Source organism: Streptomyces sp. NPDC058525, assembly GCF_042719495.1.
Classification (GTDB): Bacteria; Actinomycetota; Actinomycetes; order Streptomycetales; family Streptomycetaceae; genus Streptomyces.
The window spans coordinates 1-19,242 of sequence record NZ_JBHXNP010000073.1 but is presented as its reverse complement, the minus strand read 5'-3'; the positions used below and the strand labels follow the sequence as shown (position 1 = coordinate 19,242).

Below are 19,242 nucleotides of genomic sequence, written 5' to 3'. Positions count from 1 at the left end.
CCCGGCTAGCCCCGGACCGGCCGGCCCCGCCCCGGCCGGATCCGCCGCCACACCGCCGGACCCGCGCTGATCAGCAAGGTCAGGCCCACCGCCAGGGCGACGCCCTTCCAGGGCTCCGAGAAGAGCGAGCCGCCCAGGATGCCGATCAGGCCGTACGTCGCCGCCCACGCGAGACAGGCCGGGCCGTCGCCGCGGGCGAAGCGGCGCAGCGGCAGCTCCGCCAGCAGGCAGGCCAGCATCACCGGGATCCGGCCCGCCGGAACCAGCCGGGACACCACCAGGACCAGTACGCCGTGCTCGTCCAGCCGCGCCTGCGCCTGCTCCAGCCGCTCGGGCGTGGCCCGGCCCCGCAGCGCCTCGAGCCAGCGCGAGCCGCCCCGCGAACGCACCCCGCGCCGGCCGAGCCAGTACAGCGCGACGTCCCCGGTGAACGCCGCCAGCGCCGACACCGCGAATACGAGCAACACCCCGAACGGCAGCGACTCCTGATGGAACGCCACTACCGCGGCCGAACTCACCAGCGCCCCCGTCGGGATCACCGGCACCAGCGCGCCGAGCGCCACCAGCACGAACAACGCCGGGTAGCCCACCGCCTGCTGGGTGGTCTCCGGCGGCACCTGACCGGCCGCCGCCACCGCGAACTCGCCCCAGGCCCAGGTCACGGCAGCCGCACCCGCTCGCCGTGCGCGGGGACCCGTACCGTCACCTTCGGCGCCAGCCGCGCCGCGCGCCGCGCGAACTCCTCGCCCGGCGCGTGGAACTCGTGCGGACGCACCGCGTCCATCCCGATCGGCCAGTACGTCCCGTAGTGCACCGGGACCGCCGCCGCCGGGGCCAGCTCCGCAAGCGCCCGCGCCGCCCGCCCCGCGTCCAGGTGCCCCGGCCCCAGGTACGGGCCCCAGCCGCCCACCGGCAGCAGGGCCACGTCCACCGGTCCGACCTCCTCGGCCATCGTCGCGAACAGCCCGGTGTCCCCGGCGAAGTAGGTCCGGGCCGCGCCCTGGACCACGTACCCGAGGGCCGGTGCGAGCTGCGGCCCGAACGGCAGCCGCCGCCCGTCGTGCAGGGCGCTGACCACCCGCACCCGTACGCCGCTCCCCACGGGCACCTCCTCGCCCGGCGCCACCTCCGCCACCGTCAGACCGCGCAGCCCGGCCGTCCGGGCCAGCCCCGGCACGGCCCGGCGCGCACCGCGCGGGACCAGCAGCCGGGTGCCGGGCTCCAGCCGCGCCAGCGAGGGCAGGTGCAGGTGGTCGGCGTGCAGGTGCGAGACCAGCACCACGTCCGCCCGCGCCGCCTCGGGCGGGGGCACCGCACCGCGCCGCCGCCGCAGATGGGCCAGCCGCCGCGCGAACAGCGGGTCCGTCAGCAGCCGCACCCCGGAGTCCTCGACCGTGCACGTGGCATGACCCCACCAGGTGACCTCCACCGGTACCGGCCTCCCTCCCTCGCGGAGCCGTACGCCCCGCACCGCTGCGCACGGCTCCCACGACCCTAAAGGCTGCCCCGCCGATCCGCCCGGAACCGGAAGGCCGCCGCCCCTCCTCCCCGGCGGCGGATCGGAGTAGGGTCGGGCGGCATGGAAGAGCTGCGCGTGGCCGCGATCGCCAGCCTGGCCCCGCTCGAGGAACTCGACGCCGACCCCTTCGCCGTGGACACCCGCAGCCAGCACGCCGTGTGCGCGCGGTGGGCCGCCGACCGCGGGTACGTCGTCACGAGGCAACTGCTCGTCTACGGGCTGCGCGCCGACCACTGCGGACTGTGGTCCGACGTCGACGCCGGGCACGTCGACCTCTTCGTCGCCGCCAACCAGCGGGTGCTGGCCCGCGCGCTGGGCTCCGTCGAGGAGTTCAGCGCCGAGTGCGAGCGGCGCGGGGTGCGGTTGGAGACCGCCGGACACCAGGAGCCCCCGTACACCCCGGCGATGAAGGCGGAGGTGCACCGCCGGCTGTCCATGCCGACGGCAGGCTACGACGGCACCTAGTGCTGTTGCCGGGAAGGTCTGCCGGGCGCCGCGATCCGGTGAACCCTTCGGGTCACAGCACCGGCGACCGCCCGCCGGACCGGGCCCGGCCCGCACACCGGTGCGCCGTCCGTGTCGTCCGGCCGGGCGGGCCGCGCTGTGCGAGCCTGGAAGGCGGGACGGGCTCGCGGGAGGTTGCGGCGTGTGGCGAGGACGGTGGCGGACCGCGGGCGGCGCCCTGGTACGGGTGGTTCTCGTCTGGGCGGTGTCCACCCTGACGATGCTCGCGCTCGCCGGCATCCTGCCGGACTTCCGGCTCCAGTCCGGTGACGGCGACAGCATCACGCAGATCGGGCTGACGGCGGCCTGGGGCGCCGGGGCCTTCGGCCTGCTGAGCGCGCTGGTCTGGCCCGTGCTCGTAAGGGCCCTGCTGCTGGTGCCCGCCCTGGTGCTCGGGCTGCTCGTCTTCTTCCTCAACGGCTCCCTGCTGCTGATAGCCCTGAGCCTTATCCCCGCCGGGCGCGGCGAGGCGGCCCCCGAAACGGCCGTGGTGGTGGCCGCCGTGATGTCGGCCGTGGCCTCCGCGACCTCGACGGCGCTCGCCGTCCGTGACGACGAGGCCTACCGGCGGCGCCTCTACCGCCTCGCCGACCGGCGCCGGCGCAGGCAGCAGCGGGCGGGCGCGCCCGGGGCCGACGAGTCCGCGCCCGGGCTGGTCTTCCTCCAGCTCGACGGGGTCGGGTACGAGACGCTGCGCCGGGCCGCGGGCGAGGGCCTGATGCCGTCCGTCGCCGGCTGGCTGGTCGGCAGCCACCGCATCGCGCCCTGGCGCACCGACTGGTCGAGCCAGACCGGCGCCAGCCAGCTCGGCATCCTGCACGGCTCCACCTTCGACGTGCCCGCCTTCCGCTGGTACGAGAAGGACACCGGCGAGGTGGTCGTCTGCAACCGGCCCACCAGCGCGGCCGAGCTCCAACGGCGCGCCGTGGCGCGGACCGCGGACGGCGGGCTGCTCACCCTCGACGGGGCGAGCCGCGGCAACCTGTTCAGCGGGGGAGCGGACCAGCTGGCGCTGGTGCTCTCGGTGTCCGCCCGCCGGGGCCGCGCGAACCGGTCCCGCGCCGGCTACTTCGCGTACTTCTCCGATCCGGCCAACGCCGTCCGCACCGCCCTGTCCTTCGTGGCCGAGGTGGCCCGTGAGATCGGCCAGTCGCTGCGGGCCCGGATCCGCGGGGACCGGCCGCGCGTGGCGCGCGGCGGGCTGTACCCGCTGATCCGGGCCTTCGCGACGGTGGTCGAACGGGACGTGGTGGTGGCCGCCGTGATCGGCGACATGCTGGCCGGGCGCGCCGCCGTCTACGCCGACCTGGTCGCCTACGACGAGGTCGCGCACCACTCCGGCCCGCACGGCCGGGACACCGACCAGGTGCTGGCGCGCCTCGACCGCAGCCTCGCGATGATCGCCCGGGTCGCCGAGCACGCGCCGCGCGCCTACCGGATCGTGCTGCTCTCCGACCACGGGCAGAGCCCGGGGGAGACCTTCCTCGGGCGGTACGGGCTCACCTTGAAGGACCTGGTCCGGGCGGGCTGCGGACTGCCCGTCTCGCGCCGGGCCGGCCGCACCCGCAGCGGCGCCGAGGCCCGGGCGGCCGTGCTGGCGGCGCTGCACCGGCCGGTGGAGGAGGACGAGGAGGCCCATCCGCGGCGCGGCTCCGACCCGGTGGTGCTCGCCTCCGGCAACCTCGGGCTGATCTCCTTCCCGGACGTCCCCGGCCGGGCCTCACGCGCGCGCATCGAGCGCACGCACCCGGCCCTGCTGACGACCCTGGCGAACCACCCCGGCGTGGGCTTCGTGCTCGTGGACGGCGTGGTGCTGGGCCCCGGCGGGGCGGTGGCCCGCCTGGACGTGCCCGGGGAGGCCGAGGAACTGCTGGCTCCGTTCGGGCCCGGAGCGGCCGCGGCCGTGCGCCGGACCGACACCTTCCCGCACGTCGCCGACGTGATGGTGAACTCGGCCTACGACCCGCGGACGGGCGAGGTGCACGCCTTCGAGGAGCAGATCGGCTCGCACGGAGGCCTGGGCGGGGAGCAGGGGCACCCGTTCCTGATGTGGCCGACGGAGCTGTCCGACCCGGACGGCGAGCTGGTGGGCGCCGAGGCGGTGCACGGCGTACTGCGGCGCTGGCTGCGGGAGGCGGACGGCCCGCAGGTCCCGGTGGACCACCGGCCGCACGCCCGCACCGACGGCCGCGATCCGGAGACCGGGCTCCGCCCCGCTGCCGAGCCGCGCCCCGCCGCGGAGGCCGGGCCGGGCGCGGAGGCCGCGCCGTACCACCCCGTTCCGGAGCGGGAGGAGATTTCCCGGCCGTTGCGCGCCCCGGGCGGAACGTTTCCTTCCGCAGGGTGCCCCGTGCCGGACGAAACCCGGTGATTTGGTACCTCCTTGACCGTGGTCAACCATGTGGGGACCTGCCCACCATGTGAGACACCCCGAGGCGCACCACCGATGACCAGCACCGCAGCCCCGCCCACCGAAACTCCCAGGCCTGCGGAGCCCCAGCCCGAGCCCCAGCCGCGCGGCGACCGGCGGTTCGGACTGCCCGTCGCCACCTGCCTGGTCATGGGCAACATCATCGGCGGCGGCATCTTCCTCCTGCCCGCGTCGGTGGCCCCCTTCGGCACCATCAGCCTCGTCGCCTTCGCCGTGCTCACCCTGGGCGCGGTCGCCCTCGCCCTCGTCTTCGGCCGCCTCGCCCAGCGGCACCCGCAGACCGGCGGCCCGTACGTCTACGCCCGGGCCGCGTTCGGCGACTTCGCCGGCTTCCTCGCCGCCTGGAGCTACTGGATCACCACCTGGGTCTCCAACGCGGCCCTCGCGGTCGCGGCCGTCGGCTACCTCGGCGTGCTCTTCCCCGCCATCGGCGCGCACCAGTGGTCCATGTGCCTGGCCGCCCTCGTCGTGCAGTGGCTGCCGGCGCTCGCCAACCTGGCCGGCACCCGGTACGTCGGCGCCGTCCAACTCGTCGCCACCGTCCTGAAGTTCGCCCCGCTGCTGCTCGTCGCCGTGGGCGGTCTGCTGTTCTTCGACCCGGCCAACCTCGGCCCCTTCCGGGCCACCGACCAGACCGCCGTCGGGGCCGTCTCCGCCTCCGCCGCGATCCTGCTCTTCAGCTACCTGGGCGTCGAGTCCGCTGCCGTCAGCGCCGGCGAGGTCCGCGACCCCGCCCGCAACGTCGGCCGGGCCACCATCCTCGGCACCGTCGGCGCGGCCACCGTCTACCTGCTCGGCACCCTCGCCGTCTTCGGCCTGGTCGCCCACGACACCCTCGTCTCCTCCCAGGCCCCCTTCACGGACGCCGTCAACGCAATGTTCGGCGGCACCTGGGGCGGCACCGCGGTGGCCTGCGCGGCCGTCGTCTCGATGGTCGGCGCCCTCAACGGCTGGACCCTGCTCAGCGCGCAGACCCCGTACGCCGCCGCCAAGGACGGGCTCTTCCCGAAGGTCTTCGAGACGAAGAAGCGCGGTGTCCCGGTGGTCGGCGTGGTCGTCACCGTGGTCCTCGCCTCCGCCCTGACCGTCTACAACTACACGGCCGGCTCCGAGGGCGTCTTCGAGATCCTGGTCCTGGTCACCACCTTCACGGCGACCGTCCCGTACCTGCTCTCCACCGCCGCGCAGCTCTACTTCCTCCTCTCGGGCCAGGCCGAGCGGGTCCACCGGGGCCGCCTGGTCCGCGACGGCGTCCTGGCCGGCCTGGCCTTCGCCTTCTCCATGTGGCTGGTGGCCGGCTCCGGCTACGCCGCCGTCTACCAGGGCGTGCTCTTCCTCTTCGCGGGCGTCGCGGTCTATGCCGTGATGGCCGCCCGCAGGCGCCGCGCGACCGCCTCACCCGCGGGGTAGCTTGGAAGGACAGGGCCGCCAGGGGGGCTCCAGGGGGTCGCCGTGTCCGCGATCAGCAACAGCATCGACATCGACCGCACGCCCGAGGACGTCTACGCGTACGTCACGGACCCCACGCACCTGCCGGAGTGGCAGGACACCGCCGTGTCCGCCGTCCCCCTGGGCGACCTCCCCGTCCACATCGGTTCGAGGGTCCTCGTCACCCGGCAGATCGGCCGGCGCAGGGTCCCCACGACCATGGAGTACACGGAACTCGACCCGCCGCGGAGCTGGCACGTCCACGGCATCGACGGGCCGGTCCGCCCGGACCTCCGGGGCTACATCGAACCCCTCGACGACGGCACGCGCTCGCGCGTCACCCTGTCCCTCGACTTCGAGGGCCACGGCATGGGCCGGGCACTGGTGCCCCTCGCGGTCAAGCCCCTGGTCCGCAAGGAGATGCCCCGCAGCGAGGAGAAGCTCAAGCACCTGCTGGAGCACTCCGCGAGCTGACCGCGGGGCGCACGGCGAAAAACGGGATGCCCGGGGTGCCGTGGTACGGCCACACTGGCCGCACCACAGCACCCGAACCCCCGAGGACGTCCCCACCCGTGCAGGCCGCCGTCACCGTCACCCCCGCCCAGATCCCCGAACTGCTCCTCGGCCTCGCCACCGTGCGGCCCGTGTTCCTCTGGGGGGCGCCCGGCATCGGCAAGTCCTCGCTCGTGCGGAAGTTCGCCGACTCCCTCGGCCTGGAATGCGTCAGCCTGCTCGGCACCCAGCTCGCCCCCGAGGACCTGATCGGCGTACCGCAGATCCGGGACGGCCGGTCCGTCTTCTGCCCGCCCGAGGCCATCGCCCGCGACGAGCCGTACTGCCTCTTCCTCGACGAGCTCAACGCCGCGAGCCCCGACGTCCAGAAGGCCTTCTACTCGCTGATCCTGGACCGCCGGATCGGCTCCTACGAGCTGCCCGCGGGCTCCATCGTGATCGGCGCGGGCAACCGCGCCACCGACAACGCCCTGGCCCGGCCCATCGCCTCCGCCCTCGTCAACCGCCTCACCCACGTCCACCTCCAGGCGTCCGCGGGGGACTGGCTGGTCTGGGCCGGCGAGAACGGCATCCACCCCTGGGTCACCGACTACCTCACCGACCGCCCCGACCACCTCTGGTCCCAGCCCCCCAAGACGGAAGAGGCGTTCTCCACCCCGCGTTCCTGGCACATGCTCTCCGACGCCCTGCACTCCTTCGGGACCGGCCTGGACGAGCAGACCCTGAAGGTCGTCGCGCACGGCACCCTCACCCCCGCCCACGCCGTCTCCTTCTGCGGCTACGCGAAGATCGTCCGCCACACCTTCGGCATCGAGGCGATCCTCAAGGGCGACGCCTCCTGGCCCACCCGCCTCGCCGACCGCGACCTGCTCTACTACCTCGCCGAAGCCTTCCGGGGCCGCCTGGTCAAGGAACTCCCCGCGCAGCGCGAGCACCTCTCGCCCGCCGTCCGGCAGACCGCCTACCGGGCCAAATCACTGCTCGTGCAGCTCGCCGAGATCTCCGTCGAGGTGGCCCAGACCGTCATCGCCGACGACGCCGACGGCCTGCCCGTGCTGCCCGCATGGTTCCTCGTCGAGGCCGCCCGCGACATGCCCCGGCTGGTCGAGGCCCGCCGGTGAGCCGTCGTACGCAGAAGAAGGCCAAGCCCGACCCCGCCACCCAGGCCTTCGCCGAAGGCCTCGCCCTGGTCAAGCGGAACCCGGCCCTCGCCGCCGTCGCGGCCTCCGTCTGCCGCGACGCCGACTGCGCGGCGGCCCCCGTCCGCGGCCTCGCCGTCGTGACCTCCAACGGCACCGTCCACGCCCACCCCACCCGGCTCGCCGAACCCGCGGAATGGGCCTGGACGATCGCCCACTGCCTGCTGCACCTCGGCTTCGGGCACGTCCCCGCCGCCAAGGACGCCGACCGGCCGCAGCCCGACCGCTTCGACCTCGCCGCCCGCTGCACCGTGGTCAACCGCTTCCTGCTGACCTCCCCGGCCGGCCGCGCCCCCGACCACCTGCCCGCCGAGTACCCCGGCGGGGACGAGGAGCTGCTCGCCGCCCGCTGGCGCCGCGACGGCATCCCGGCTGCCTACGAGCACTGCGGGGCCGCCGGGGACCAGCCCGACCAGGTCCTCGCCACCTGGCGCCCCTTCGACGGCGCGGCGGTCCCCGACTGGGAGACGGCCTTCGCCCACGCCCTCACCCGCGCCGTCTCGGCCACCATGGAGCGGGCGGCCGGCCGCGAGGACCACCGGCCGAAGCCCTGGGACCGCGCCCTGAACTGGTTCGTCTCCTCCTACCCGCTCCTCGGCGGGCTCGCCGCGGGGCTGCGGATCGTCGCCGACGCCGAGCTGGCCCGCTCCCAGGACATCGCCGTCGCCGCGGTCAGCGCGAGCGCCGGGGAGATCTACGTCAACCCGCTGCGGGTCTTCACCGACGGCGAATGGCGGTTCATCCTCGCCCACGAGATGCTGCACGCCGCGCTGCGCCACGGCGAGCGCCGCGGCGCCCGCGACCCGTACCTGCACAACGTCGCCGCCGACTACGTGGTGAACGGCTGGCTCGTGGAGATGGCCGTCGGGGAGATGCCCGAGGGGCTGCTGTACGACCCGGCGCTGAGGGACCTCTCGGTCGAAGAGGTCTACGACCGCATCACCACCGACCTGCGACGCATGCGCCGCCTCGCGACCCTGCGCGGCAAGGGCCTCGGGGACATCCTGGGCGAGCCGCTCGCCCACCCGGGCAGCGTCCCGTACGCGGATCTCGACGACTTCTACCGGCGCGGCCTGACCCAGGGCTTCGACCTGCACGAATACGGGAAGCGCGGGATGCTGCCCGCCGGGCTGATCCAGGAGATCCGGGCGCTCGCCCATCCTCCGGTGCCCTGGGACGCGCGCCTCGCCCGCTGGTTCGACGAGTACGTGCCGCGTCCGGTGCCCGTCCGCTCGTACGCCCGCCCGGCGCGCCGTCAGGCGTCCACCCCGGACATCCCGCGCGCCGGCCGGTACTTCCCGCCCGAGGAGACGGCCCGCTGCACCTTCGGGGTGGTGCTCGACACCTCGGGTTCGATGAACGCGGCCCTGCTCGGCAAGGCGCTCGGCGCGATCGCCTCGTACGCCGAAGCCCGCGAGGTACCGGCGGCCCGCGTCGTGTTCTGCGACGCGGCCCCGTACGACGCGGGCTATGTGCCCCCGGCCGAGATCGCGGGCCGGGTGAAGGTGCGCGGCCGGGGCGGGACGGTGCTGCAACCGGGCATCGACCTGCTCCAGCGGGCGGAGGACTTCCCGCCCGGGGCCCCGGTGCTGGTGATCACGGACGGGTGGTGCGACACCCTGCGGATCCGGCGCGAGCACGCCTATCTGGTTCCGCAGGGTGCCACCCTGCCGTTCACCCCCAAGGGGCCCGTCTTCCGACTGGCCTGAGGGCCTAGTCGAGGTAGTCGCGCAGGACCTGCGAACGCGACGGGTGGCGCAGCTTCGACATGGTCTTGGACTCGATCTGGCGGATGCGCTCACGGGTGACCCCGTACACGCGGCCGATCTCGTCCAGCGTCTTCGGCTGGCCGTCGTTGAGGCCGTAGCGCATGGAGACCACGCCCGCCTCGCGCTCCGAGAGCGTGCCCAGGATCGACTGGAGCTGCTCCTGGAGGAAGGTGAAGGAGACCGCGTCCGCGGGCACGACCGCCTCGGAGTCCTCGATGAGGTCACCGAACTCGCTGTCGCCCTCCTCACCCAGGGGGGTGTGCAGGGAGATCGGCTCGCGGCCGTACTTCTGGACCTCGATGACCTTCTCGGGGGTCATGTCGAGTTCCTTGCCCAGCTCCTCCGGGGTGGGCTCGCGGCCCAGGTCCTGGAGCATCTGGCGCTGCACGCGGGCGAGCTTGTTGATGATCTCGACCATGTGCACGGGGATGCGGATGGTGCGCGACTGGTCGGCCATGGCACGCGTGATCGCCTGCCGGATCCACCAGGTCGCATACGTGGAGAACTTGAAGCCCTTGGTGTAGTCGAACTTCTCCACGGCGCGGATCAGGCCGACGTTGCCCTCCTGGATCAGGTCCAGGAAGAGCATGCCGCGGCCGGTGTAGCGCTTGGCGAGGGAGACCACGAGACGGAGGTTGGCCTCCAGCAGGTGGTTCTTCGCCCGGCGGCCGTCCTCGACGAGGATCTCCAGCTCGCGCTTGAACGCGGGCTTGTGGTCCTCCTCCTCTTCGAGCTTGTACTCGGAGAACAGGCCGGCCTCGATGCGCTTGGCGAGCTCGACCTCCTGCTCGGCGTTGAGGAGCGGCACCTTTCCGATGAGCTTGAGGTAGTCCTTGACGGGGTCGGCGGTGGCGCCGGCCACCATGACCGTCTGCGCCGGAGCGTCGTCCTCGTCGTCGTCGGACAGGACGAAGCCCTGGGTGCCCCCGGCCTTGGGAGCCTCCTCCTCGGCCTCGTCGGCGAGGTCCTCGGTTGCCCAGTCCTCGCCCTCGGCCGCGGGGGTCTCGCCCTCGTCGGCGTCCTTGGCGCTGGTCTTCTTCGCCGCCGTCTTCTTGGTGGCGGTCTTCTTCGCGGCGGTCGCGGTCTTCTTGACCGTCCGCTTCTTCGGCTCGGCAGCGGCCTCGGCCGCCGCCTCGTCCTCGGTGGCGGAGGCCGACGGAGCGGATATCGCCGCAGCGGTGGCCGGGGGTGCGGCGGCCGAGGTCTTGCGCGCGCCGATGGGGCGCGGCGCCGCGGTCGCCTTCTTGGCCACGGTGCGGGCCGGAGCGGCGGCTGCCTTGCGGGGCTTCTTGGCAGCAGCCTTCGTGGCGGGGGCGGCGCTGACGTGGAGGGCGACACCCTCCTCGTCCAGGACCTGGTTCAGGCTGCGCAAGACCCGCTTCCACTGGTCCACCGGGATGCGGCCGGCCTCGAAGGCCTGGCGCACGTCGTCACCGTTGATGTGACCCTGCTCGCGGCCGCGCTCGACGAGCGCGACGAGGGCCTCGGATTCGGCGATCTCCGGAGGGAACGTACGGGACGGGCTGAGCGACACAAGGAGCCTCTCGTTGCGAACAGATAAAGGGTGGGCGGGACATCATCGCGCGAACTCGGGAAACAGACCCGAGGGGGGTCTGTATTCCGGGGCCGCGCGAGGACGCCTGTCGGTTCATCGCATGCCCGAGTCGATTCGTTACGCGCTGAATTGAGTGACCTGCGCCACGCTGTGGCCGCGCAACCTATCCGCGCCAGATCCGTCCGCCCCCGATCGTCAGCCCGTTTTGCGGGCTTCGACGAGGAAGCGGGCGGTGTGCGCCACGAACGGGCCTTCGCGCTCGATCTGTTCGTGCAGCTCGCGCAACCGGTCCCGGTACTGCCCGACCGTGAAGCCGGGCACCATCCAGATCACCTTCCGTAGAAAGTAGATCACGGCTCCGATGTCGTGGAACTCCGTGCGCAGCCGTTCCGAGCGCAGATCGACGACTTCGAGGCCGGCCGCGGCGGCGTCGCGCACGGCGTCGTCGGGGTGCCGGCCGCGCCGGACCTCCTCCGGCTGCGGGCCGAGGAAGTACTCGACGAGCTCGAAGACGCTCGCCGGACCGACCTGCTGGGACAGGTAGGTGCCGCCGGGCCGCAGGACCCGCGCGATCTCCTCCCACCAGACGGTCACCGGATGCCGGCTGGCGACCAGCTCGAAGGCCTCGTCGCCGAAGGGCAGCGGCGGCTCGTCGGCGTCGGCGACCACCACCGCGCCCAGCGGGTGCAGAAGCCGGGTCGCCCGCTCGATGTTCGGCGGCCAGGACTCGGTGGCCGCCGTCAGCGGGGGCAGCGGGCCCGCGCCGGCGAGCACCTCACCGCCGCCGGTCTGGATGTCCAGGGCGGACCGGGCCCGGGCCAGGCGCTGCGCGAGCAGCCGCTGGTAGCCCCAGGACGGGCGCTGCTCGGTGGCCCGGCCGTCGAGCCACGAGAAGTCCCAGCCGTCCACGGAGACCGCTTCGGCCTCGGCGACGAGATGGTCGAAAGTACGCGTCATGTCTGGATCGTCCCAGGTCGGGCGCCGGTCAACCACCGGATTACCGGGCCGTCGACTACAGTGGGCGGCGGGCCGTGACTGGCGTTCGGGTGGATCACCACCGGGGAGCGGCCCGCGTACGTCTCGTACGCCGACTGCCGCGCGCCTGGGCGAACCGCGATCCGCAGCGACGTTCAGGAGACCCCGTGACGACTGCCCAGACCTCCTCCGCCCCTTCCGCCGCTCCTGCCGCCGAAACGGCCACGGCGCGGCTGATGGACGGCACCGCCCTCGCCCGCCGCATCTCGGAGCAGACCGCCGCCCTCGCGGCCGAGCTCACCGAGCGCACCGGCACCGCGCCCTGTCTGGCGACCGTGCTGGTCGGTGAGGACCCCGCCTCCGTCACGTACGTGCGCATGAAGCAGAACCGTTGCGCCAAGGCCGGGATCACCTCCCGCCACGTGGAGCTGCCGGCCGAGACCACCACCGAGGAGCTGGTGGCCACCCTCACCGCGCTCTCCGAGGACCCGGAGATCAGCGGCATCCTGCTCCAGCACCCCGTCCCGCACCACATCGACGAGCGCGCCGCCTTCGAGGCCATCGCCCCCGGCAAGGACGTCGACGGGGTCACCATGCACTCCTTCGCCGCCATGGGCTTCGGACTGCCCGGCTTCGTCTCCTGCACCCCCGGCGGCATCATGCGCCTGCTCGCCGCCTACGACGTGGACCTCACCGGCAAGCACGCCGTGGTCGTCGGCCGCAGCGCGATCCTCGGCAAGCCGGCCGGCATGCTGCTGCTCGAGCAGAACGCCACCGTCACCTACTGCCACTCCCGCACCGTGGACCTCCCCTCGATCGTGCGCCAGGCCGATGTGCTGGTCGCCGCCGTGGGCAAGGCCGAATTCATCCGCGGCGAGGACATCAAGCCGGGCGCGGTGGTCCTGGACGCCGGGTACAACGAGGGCAACGTCGGCGACGTGCACTTCGAGTCCGCCGCCGCCCGCGCCTCGCTGATCACCCCGGTGCCGGGCGGGGTCGGCCCGATGACCATCGCCGTGCTGCTGGAGCAGACCGTCCAGGCCGCCGCCGCACAGGCCGGGCCGGCGCTCGCGGACCTCTGACCCGCCCCGCACCCCCCTCCGTACGGCGAACGCCCCGGGCCCTTCGGTACGGGGCGTCGCGTTTCCCCCGGTAACAGGTCGAAGGACCGATCCCCGCACCCGGGCCGCGGCGCTGCACTGGGGAGGTGAACGGACCGACGGATACGCAGACGCAGCAGCCCCGGCGCCCCGCGCGGCACCCGCGGGGGCTCGCCACCCTCGTCCTCGCCGAGCTGTGGGAGCGCTTCAGCCTCTACGGCATGGTCGCGATCCTCGTGCACTTCCTCGCGGCCTCCCGGGGCCACGGCGGCATGGGCCTCCACGAGGGCACCGCGGAGGCGGTGGAGGGGGTCTACATGGCCATGATCTCGCTCCTGGCCCTGCCCGGCGGCTGGATCGCCGACCGCTTCCTCGGGGCCCGCCGGGCCGTCCTGTGGGGCGGCGTGGTGATCATGGCCGGGCACGTCCTGATGGCCTTCCCGCAGCCCGCCCTCGTCTGGCCCGGCCTGGTCCTCATCGTCATCGGCACCGGCCTGCTCAAGCCCAACATCTCCGCCCTCGTCGGCCGCCTCTACGCCGCCGACGACGACCAGCGCCGCGACGCCGGCTACTCGATCTTCTACATGGGCATCAACCTCGGCGCGGTCATCGCCCCGCTCGTCGTCGGCTACCTCGGCGAGGAGGTCGACTGGCACCTCGGCTTCGGCGCCGCCGCCGTCGGCATGGCCCTCGGCCTGGTCCAGTACGTCCTCGGCGGCCGCAGGCTCGCGCGGCAGCTGCGCGAGGAGCCCGTGGTGCGGCTGACGCCCGCCGAGCGGTCCAGGATCCGGCGCACGTCCTCGTACGGCCTGGTCTTCACGGCCGTGCTGATCGCCCTGCTCGCCGCCGGACACGCCCTGAGCATCGACGGCATCACCTTCGTGCTCACCGTGGTCGCCGTCGTCGTGCCCGCCGGCGTGCTGTTCTCGATGTACCGCAGCCCCAAGGTCACGCCCGTCGAGAAGACCCGGCTGCGCGCCTACGTCTGGCTCTTCCTGGCCGCGACGCTGTTCTGGCTGGTGTACGACCAGATGGGCAACGAGCTGAACATGTTCGCCGCCCAGAAGACCGACCTGTCCCTGCTCGGCTGGCACATCCCGGCCAGCTGGACCCAGTCCCTGCCGGCGCTGTTCGTGATCGTCCTCGCCCCGCTCTTCGCCGCCTTCTGGGTGCGGCGGGGCCGTCGCATGAGCACGCCGTTCAAGTTCGGCCTGGCCCTGCTGCTGACCGGCGCCTCCTTCGTGGTCATGTCGGGCGCGGCGGCCATCGCCTCCAAGGGCGTGAAGGTCTCGCTGATGTGGCTGGTGGGCGTGTACGTCATCCAGGTCATGGGCGAGATGTGCCTGAGCCCGGTGGGCCTGTCGGTCACCACCAAGCTCGCGCCGCGCGCCTTCACCAACCAGATGATGGGCGTCTGGTTCCTGGCCGCCGCCACCGGCGACGCCATCGGGGCGCAGCTGCCGCGGCTGGACGCGGTGATCGGCCAGAGCCTCAACTTCCTGTGGCAGGGCGCCATGGTCATCGCGGCGGGTGCGGTGATGGTCTACTTCACCCGCCGCCTGAAGGTCCTCACCGGCGAGGCCGCGGCCGCCGCGCGCGAGCCGGTGCCGGCGGTCGCCTGACCGTCGATCCGGGCGGGGATCCGGGCGGGGATCCGGGCGGCCCGTACGGCCGCCCGGCCCGCGCGCCGCCGCTCAGGTCCCGGCGGTGGCCCCCTCGCGGGCCGCGGCGACGATGGGCGAGGCGCGGAACTCCCGGGCCAGGGAGTCCAGCGGGCCGCTGTCCAGCCGGTACGGGTCCGCGTGCCCGCCCTCCGCGGCAGCCGCCCGGCGGCGGCAGGCCGCGGCGAGCATGGCCGCGTCCGCGACCACGGCGGCCCGGGCCTCGCCCAGCCCCTGCCCGCGCGCCACCTCGTACGCGGTGTCCCGTACGGCCGGGTCGAACCAGGGGGCCAGCGCCAGGATGCCGTCGTCGATCACGGACTCGCGGTGGACCAGGCGGATCCCGACCGGCGACCACCAGGCCAGCGGAACCGTCCGGGCCCGGGCGCCGGCGCACCCGCGCAGCGCCTTCCACAGCGGGCGCAGCCGCCGGTACCGGCCGAAGTCCTGCCAGGCCGCCGACCCGCCGACCAGCGGCGCGACGAACCCCGCACCGATCATCAGGGCCGCCCCGTAGGCCAGCCCCAGCGACAGGTCCGCCGGGACCACCCAGTCGCGGCCGGCCCAGCGGGCCGTCACCGAGGCCCACTTCAGGGCGAGGTAGGCCAGGTCCAGCAGCCCGCCGAAGACGATCAGCGCCAGCCCGGTGCGCAGCGGGCGCAGCGAACGGTCGGCGCGCCACAGCCACTTCCCGCACAGCACGGTCAGCGCCGAGGTCCCGACGGTGTGGGCCAGCAGGAAGCAGACGATCATCTCGCGGATACACGGAGTCGTCGCGTAGTACGTGTCCAGGTCCCGCAGCCGCTCCACCGGCGCGTCGCCGATCACGAACAGCACCACGATCGCCACGGTCACCGAGCCGAACGCGGCCACGGTCAGCCGGGTGGCCCGCCGCACGGCCGCGGGCGGGCCGCCGCCCCACTGGAGGACCAGCACGACGCAGGTCCCCGAGAAGACGGTGATCAGGCCGAACACCAGCGGCGCGGAGAAGTTGACCACGCCGGTGAGCCGGTTGACCGTGGAGATCGTCGACGGCGACGCCAGGAACGTCAGGGGGGCGCCCACGACGAGCAGCGCGCACGCGGCCCGGTTCAGGGGCTGGTCCCATCCCCGGCGCAGCGCGGGCGCCTTGATCAGCAGCGCCAGGATCATCACGGATCCCGGCAGGTAGCGCAGGATCTCCTCGCTCACCGGGCCTGTCCGACGGGGTCGGCCGGGCCGGGTACCGGGCCGAGCCCGGCGACGGCCCGCTCGGCGGCGGTGAGCGGCGGCGCCTTGAGCGCGCCGCGCTGCGACGCGCGCAGGACGTGCCAGACCACCGACGGGTGCAGCCAGTGGGCGGGCCCGCTGCTCATGGTCAGCACCTTGAACAGGGCGGCGGTGAGCGCCTCGTGGGTGGTGGCGCCCGTCATCAGCCGGTTGACGTACGCGTTGAGCAGGCCGGTTCCGGCCCGCAGCTTCATCCCGGTAGCCCCCGGATACAGGATGTCCTGCGAGGTGGCGAGCTCCCAGGCGGTCGCGACCTGCGGGGCGATCACGCGCTGCGCCTCGCGGCCGAAGCCGGGGTGGGCGAGCCCCTTCTGCCGCAGCAGGGTGCGTACGGCCTGCAGACCCTGGGCGGCGACCGTCATGCCCTGTCCGTAGAGCGGGTTGAAGGTGGCGACCGAGTCGCCGACGGCGAAGAACCCGTCGGGCAGCTCGGCCTTCTCGAAGTAGATCCGGCGGTTGGCGGTGCCCTGGGTGACGGCGACGTCCGTCAGGGGCTTCCTGCCCTCGAGGAGTTCGCCGACGATCGGGTCCCGGATGCTCTTGGCGAAGGGGATGAACCGGTCGGGGTCGCCGGTCGGCTGGCCGCCGCGGGTGCCGGAGAGGGTGGCCTGCCACTGGCCGTTCTCGATGGGCACGATCGTGGCGGTCTGCCCGGGGACGGGCACCCGCGGGTCCGACTGCACGTTCACGATGGGGAAGCCCATCTCGTGGGCTCCGGCCGGGGCTTCGAAGATCCTCGTCGCGTAGACGAGGCCGGAGTCGACCTCGGCCTGCCGAATCCCGGTCACGCCCAGGGCCTGGAGCCAGGTCCGGGCGCGCGAGCCGCGTCCGCTCGCGTCGACCACGAGGTCGGCGGACAGCAGCAGGCCCTGCTCCTCCGGAGTGTCGACCCGGACGCCGGTGACCCGGGCCGCCGTGCCCTCCAGGGCCCGGACGCGGGTCTGCTGGAGGGTGGTCACGCCCTTCAGGCCGGTTACCCGGGTGCGGACCACCGAGTCGAGCAGGTCGCGGCTGCAGGAGATGTTGAACTGCTTCTCCCCGCAGCGCGGGATCCAGCCCTGGGCGGTCTTGGTCACCAGGTCGGTGGGCAGGCTACGGCGGATGGCGCCCGCGGCCGTCCAGTCGTCGGTGATGCCGGGCAGGATCTTCTCGATCGCGCGGGCACCGCCGGACCACAGGAGATGGGTGTGCCGGGCCTGCGGCAGTCCGCGCCGCGGCGCCGGGCCCTCGGGGAGGGGGTCCGCGTCGACGACGGTGACCGTCGCGTGGTCGGCGAGGACGGCGGCCGCGAGCAGGCCGGCCAGACTGCCGCCGATGACGACGGCGTGGCGGGGCGGGGAAGGCTGGGTCATCGTGTCGTGCTCTCTGTCGGGGCCGTGCTGAGGGCATCGGCGCGAGGGGTGCGGGCTGGGGCGGGGCCGGTCACCGTCGTGACACGGGGCTCCCCCAGCCGAGCGAGGTCTTGATGCGCTCGATCGCCTCGGGGAACTGCTCTTCCCGGGGTGGAGGCAGGTACGGCCTGAGGAGTTTGCCGAGGTGCAGGCCGAAGATCTCGGCGCGGATCTCCGCCGGATCCCCGTGGTCGGCGCGGGCGGCGGCCTGCCGGATCACCTCGGTGAGTCCGGCATCGGAGTACAGCAGTGCGGACAGGTCGCCTTGACGTCCCGTCAGGCGCGCGGCCACCGCCATGCCCGGCCCGTGGCTGTCGCAGGTTCCCTCGTCGACGTGCCACAACTCGTGGCAGGCGATGACGAGCTGGTGCTCGGGGCGGGTGCGCTCCTCGATGACGAGCAGGTCGCGCTCGTCCATCTCCAGCCACAGCCCGCTGGCGGTGCCGGGCGGGAAGGAGGCGAAACGGAAGTCGACCGTGCGGCCGCCGCGGCGACGCGCGTAGGCGGAGCACAGCCGCCCGATGATCTCGCCGGCCGCGGCCGGCGGAGACAGCCGGACGTCCGCCAGCAGCTCCCCGGCGAGCCGGCGCATCGCACGCGTGGTCCTCATCGCGCTCCCCCTTCGGCGGACGGGCCTTCGGGGGCGGGGCCTTCCGGGGCGGGGCTGTCGGCGGCCGGGCGTTCGGGGGCCGGGTCGACGGCCGGCGGGTGTCCGCCGGTGTCGCCGCCCGCCGGGCGGCCGAGCCGGCCCTCCCGGCCGAGCTGGCCCTCCCGGGCGAGCAGGTCGTCCAGGTGGTCGGCGAGGGACTTCCAGCCCCGCGGGGAGAGCCGGCCGGCCCGGGTGACGATGCTCCGTACGTCGTGCGCGCGCAGCACGGCGAGCATCGGATTCTCCTGCTGCCGCTCCGCGCACTCCAGTTCGCGCGCGAGGGCGGTGAGGGTGGTGCCGAGCGCCTCGGCGTCGTCGGACATCAGGAAGCCGCCCTCCACGCCGAAGAACCGCTGGATCCCGGCGGCCGCGGCGAGGTTCGGCAGGCCCTCGCCCTGGGTGAGGCGGGTCAGCGACTGGCCCGAGGCGTCGAAGGACTTGGCGATGGCCGCCAGCGAGTGGGGCTGGCCGTCCTCCCGTACCCGGGTGCGGCGCAGGTGGTCGAACCGCTCCCGCACCTGCTCCCTTAACGGGAGCCGGGGCGGTCTGCCGTCGAGGGTGAGCCGGATGGCCTGCGGGGTCATGCCGGTGAGGTGGGAGAGGTGCTCCAGGTCGTCGCGGCCCTCCGGGGTGAGGGCGAGGGCCCGTTCGACGGCGCTCTTGCCGTCGGCCAGCAGGAAGCCGGCGTACACGCCGAAGAACCGCTGCACACCGGCCGCGTGGCCCAGCCGGAGCAGTCCGGTGCCCGCGTTGAGAGGGCCCAGCGAGGCCCCGGTCGCGTCGAAGTCCTCGGCGATGGCGGCGAGCGGCCACTCCCGGCCGTGCTTGTCGCGGCGGGTGGCGCGCAGTCGCAGGAAGCGCTCGTGCACCCTTTGTTCCAGGGGGAGTTCCGCGGCCCGGCCCGCGATGACCGCCGGTATCCGGCCGGGTTCGACCCCGGAGAGGTGGCTCAGCCGCGGTACGGCCAGCACGTGCGCCGGATCCTGCCCGTGCCGCTCCGACAGCTCCTCCACGCGCCGCCAGAGCGCGGTGAGATCGGGTCGGGCGGCGGCTCGCACCGGCTGCTTCTCCGTAAGTCGACAAGACGTTCGAGGGGGCTGGGCTGCGTGAAGCCTAGCCGCCCGCCCCGCGCCGAACCAGCGGTAACACAACATTTCCTGCCGTACGGCTCAAAAAAGGTTGGCATGGCAGTGGAGTTGGGACGGAGGAGCGAAAGAGAGTGGAGGCGCTGGGTCTCGGCGCCGCCGGACCGGTGGAAGCCGCAGCACCCATCCTGATC

Annotated in this window: 16 protein-coding genes and 1 riboswitch; of the genes, 8 read left to right on the top strand and 8 right to left on the bottom strand. The window is 73.8% G+C overall.

The genetic code is table 11. The features are described 5' to 3' along the window. Window positions 1-5: 5 nt before the first annotated feature. Together ACFWP3_RS28645 and ACFWP3_RS28640 are read right to left on the bottom strand one after the other, a co-directional pair. Complete coding sequence (locus ACFWP3_RS28645) at window positions 6-662, bottom strand: DedA family protein (protein ID WP_384226593.1); 657 nt, start codon at window positions 660-662, stop codon at window positions 6-8. Beyond that, entirely contained in the window at window positions 659-1,429 is a 771-nt protein-coding gene (locus tag ACFWP3_RS28640) for an MBL fold metallo-hydrolase (protein ID WP_384226591.1), read from the bottom strand. Before ACFWP3_RS28640 ends, ACFWP3_RS28645 begins: the two co-directional genes overlap by 4 nt. A gap of 150 nt (window positions 1,430-1,579) precedes the next feature. On the opposite strand from ACFWP3_RS28640, the gene ACFWP3_RS28635 reads away from it, so the two are divergent. The 6 genes from ACFWP3_RS28635 to ACFWP3_RS28610 all read left to right on the top strand — a co-directional run bounded on the left by ACFWP3_RS28635 (window position 1,580) and on the right by ACFWP3_RS28610 (window position 9,303). Beyond that, a complete protein-coding gene (locus tag ACFWP3_RS28635) occupies window positions 1,580-1,984 on the top strand; it encodes a hypothetical protein (protein ID WP_384226588.1) in 405 nt (134 codons plus the stop codon). Window positions 1,985-2,165: 181 nt separating this feature from the next. Next, window positions 2,166-4,394, top strand: coding sequence for a phage holin family protein (locus tag ACFWP3_RS28630; protein WP_384226586.1), 2,229 nt, complete (start codon window positions 2,166-2,168; stop codon window positions 4,392-4,394). A 75-nt stretch (window positions 4,395-4,469) separates the two neighbouring features. Continuing rightward, the gene (locus tag ACFWP3_RS28625; RefSeq protein ID WP_384226583.1) at window positions 4,470-5,864 is read left to right on the top strand and encodes an amino acid permease; all 1,395 of its coding nucleotides are present in this window, start codon (window positions 4,470-4,472) and stop codon (window positions 5,862-5,864) included. A gap of 42 nt (window positions 5,865-5,906) precedes the next feature. Beyond that, window positions 5,907-6,356, top strand: coding sequence for an SRPBCC family protein (locus ACFWP3_RS28620; protein WP_384226581.1), 450 nt, complete (start codon window positions 5,907-5,909; stop codon window positions 6,354-6,356). A 98-nt stretch (window positions 6,357-6,454) separates the two neighbouring features. Next, a complete protein-coding gene (locus ACFWP3_RS28615) occupies window positions 6,455-7,516 on the top strand; it encodes an ATP-binding protein (RefSeq protein WP_384226580.1) in 1,062 nt (353 codons plus the stop codon). After that, window positions 7,513-9,303, top strand: a complete 1,791-nt coding sequence (locus tag ACFWP3_RS28610; protein ID WP_384226578.1) for a hypothetical protein — start codon at window positions 7,513-7,515, stop codon at window positions 9,301-9,303. Before ACFWP3_RS28615 ends, ACFWP3_RS28610 begins: the two co-directional genes overlap by 4 nt. A gap of 4 nt (window positions 9,304-9,307) precedes the next feature. Here the strand turns inward: ACFWP3_RS28610 and ACFWP3_RS28605 are convergent, their stop codons facing one another. Together ACFWP3_RS28605 and ACFWP3_RS28600 are read right to left on the bottom strand one after the other, a co-directional pair. After that, window positions 9,308-10,897, bottom strand: a complete 1,590-nt coding sequence (locus tag ACFWP3_RS28605) for an RNA polymerase sigma factor (RefSeq protein WP_384226576.1) — start codon at window positions 10,895-10,897, stop codon at window positions 9,308-9,310. Window positions 10,898-11,113: 216 nt separating this feature from the next. Then, on the bottom strand, window positions 11,114-11,875 hold the full coding sequence (locus tag ACFWP3_RS28600; RefSeq protein ID WP_384226574.1) for a class I SAM-dependent methyltransferase: 762 nt from the start codon (window positions 11,873-11,875) through the stop codon (window positions 11,114-11,116). A 64-nt stretch (window positions 11,876-11,939) separates the two neighbouring features. Continuing rightward, a riboswitch (ZMP/ZTP riboswitch) is annotated at window positions 11,940-12,033 on the top strand. 96 nt (window positions 12,034-12,129) lie between these two features. Between ACFWP3_RS28600 and ACFWP3_RS28595 the strand changes: the two genes are divergently transcribed. Both ACFWP3_RS28595 and ACFWP3_RS28590 read left to right on the top strand, forming a co-directional pair. After that, a complete protein-coding gene (locus tag ACFWP3_RS28595; RefSeq protein WP_384226644.1) occupies window positions 12,130-12,975 on the top strand; it encodes a bifunctional 5,10-methylenetetrahydrofolate dehydrogenase/5,10-methenyltetrahydrofolate cyclohydrolase in 846 nt (281 codons plus the stop codon). A 125-nt stretch (window positions 12,976-13,100) separates the two neighbouring features. Beyond that, window positions 13,101-14,615 carry a peptide MFS transporter gene (locus ACFWP3_RS28590; RefSeq protein WP_384226572.1) on the top strand — a complete coding sequence of 505 codons (1,515 nt, stop codon included), beginning with the start codon at window positions 13,101-13,103 and terminating at the stop codon, window positions 14,613-14,615. A 72-nt stretch (window positions 14,616-14,687) separates the two neighbouring features. Here ACFWP3_RS28590 and ACFWP3_RS28585 read toward each other — a convergent pair whose 3' ends face one another. The 4 genes from ACFWP3_RS28585 to ACFWP3_RS28570 all read right to left on the bottom strand — a co-directional run bounded on the left by ACFWP3_RS28585 (window position 14,688) and on the right by ACFWP3_RS28570 (window position 19,021). After that, window positions 14,688-15,845 (bottom strand): DUF6545 domain-containing protein, encoded by a 1,158-nt coding sequence (locus ACFWP3_RS28585; protein ID WP_384226569.1) that lies wholly within the window; start codon window positions 15,843-15,845, stop codon window positions 14,688-14,690. Further along, window positions 15,842-17,275, bottom strand: coding sequence for an NAD(P)/FAD-dependent oxidoreductase (locus ACFWP3_RS28580; RefSeq protein WP_384226567.1), 1,434 nt, complete (start codon window positions 17,273-17,275; stop codon window positions 15,842-15,844). Before ACFWP3_RS28580 ends, ACFWP3_RS28585 begins: the two co-directional genes overlap by 4 nt. Before the next feature lie 70 nt (window positions 17,276-17,345). After that, on the bottom strand, window positions 17,346-17,924 hold the full coding sequence (locus ACFWP3_RS28575; RefSeq protein ID WP_384226565.1) for a toxin-antitoxin system, toxin component: 579 nt from the start codon (window positions 17,922-17,924) through the stop codon (window positions 17,346-17,348). After that, a complete protein-coding gene (locus ACFWP3_RS28570; protein ID WP_384226563.1) occupies window positions 17,921-19,021 on the bottom strand; it encodes a hypothetical protein in 1,101 nt (366 codons plus the stop codon). The genes ACFWP3_RS28575 and ACFWP3_RS28570 overlap by 4 nt, the downstream gene beginning before the upstream one ends. Window positions 19,022-19,242: the final 221 nt, after the last annotated feature.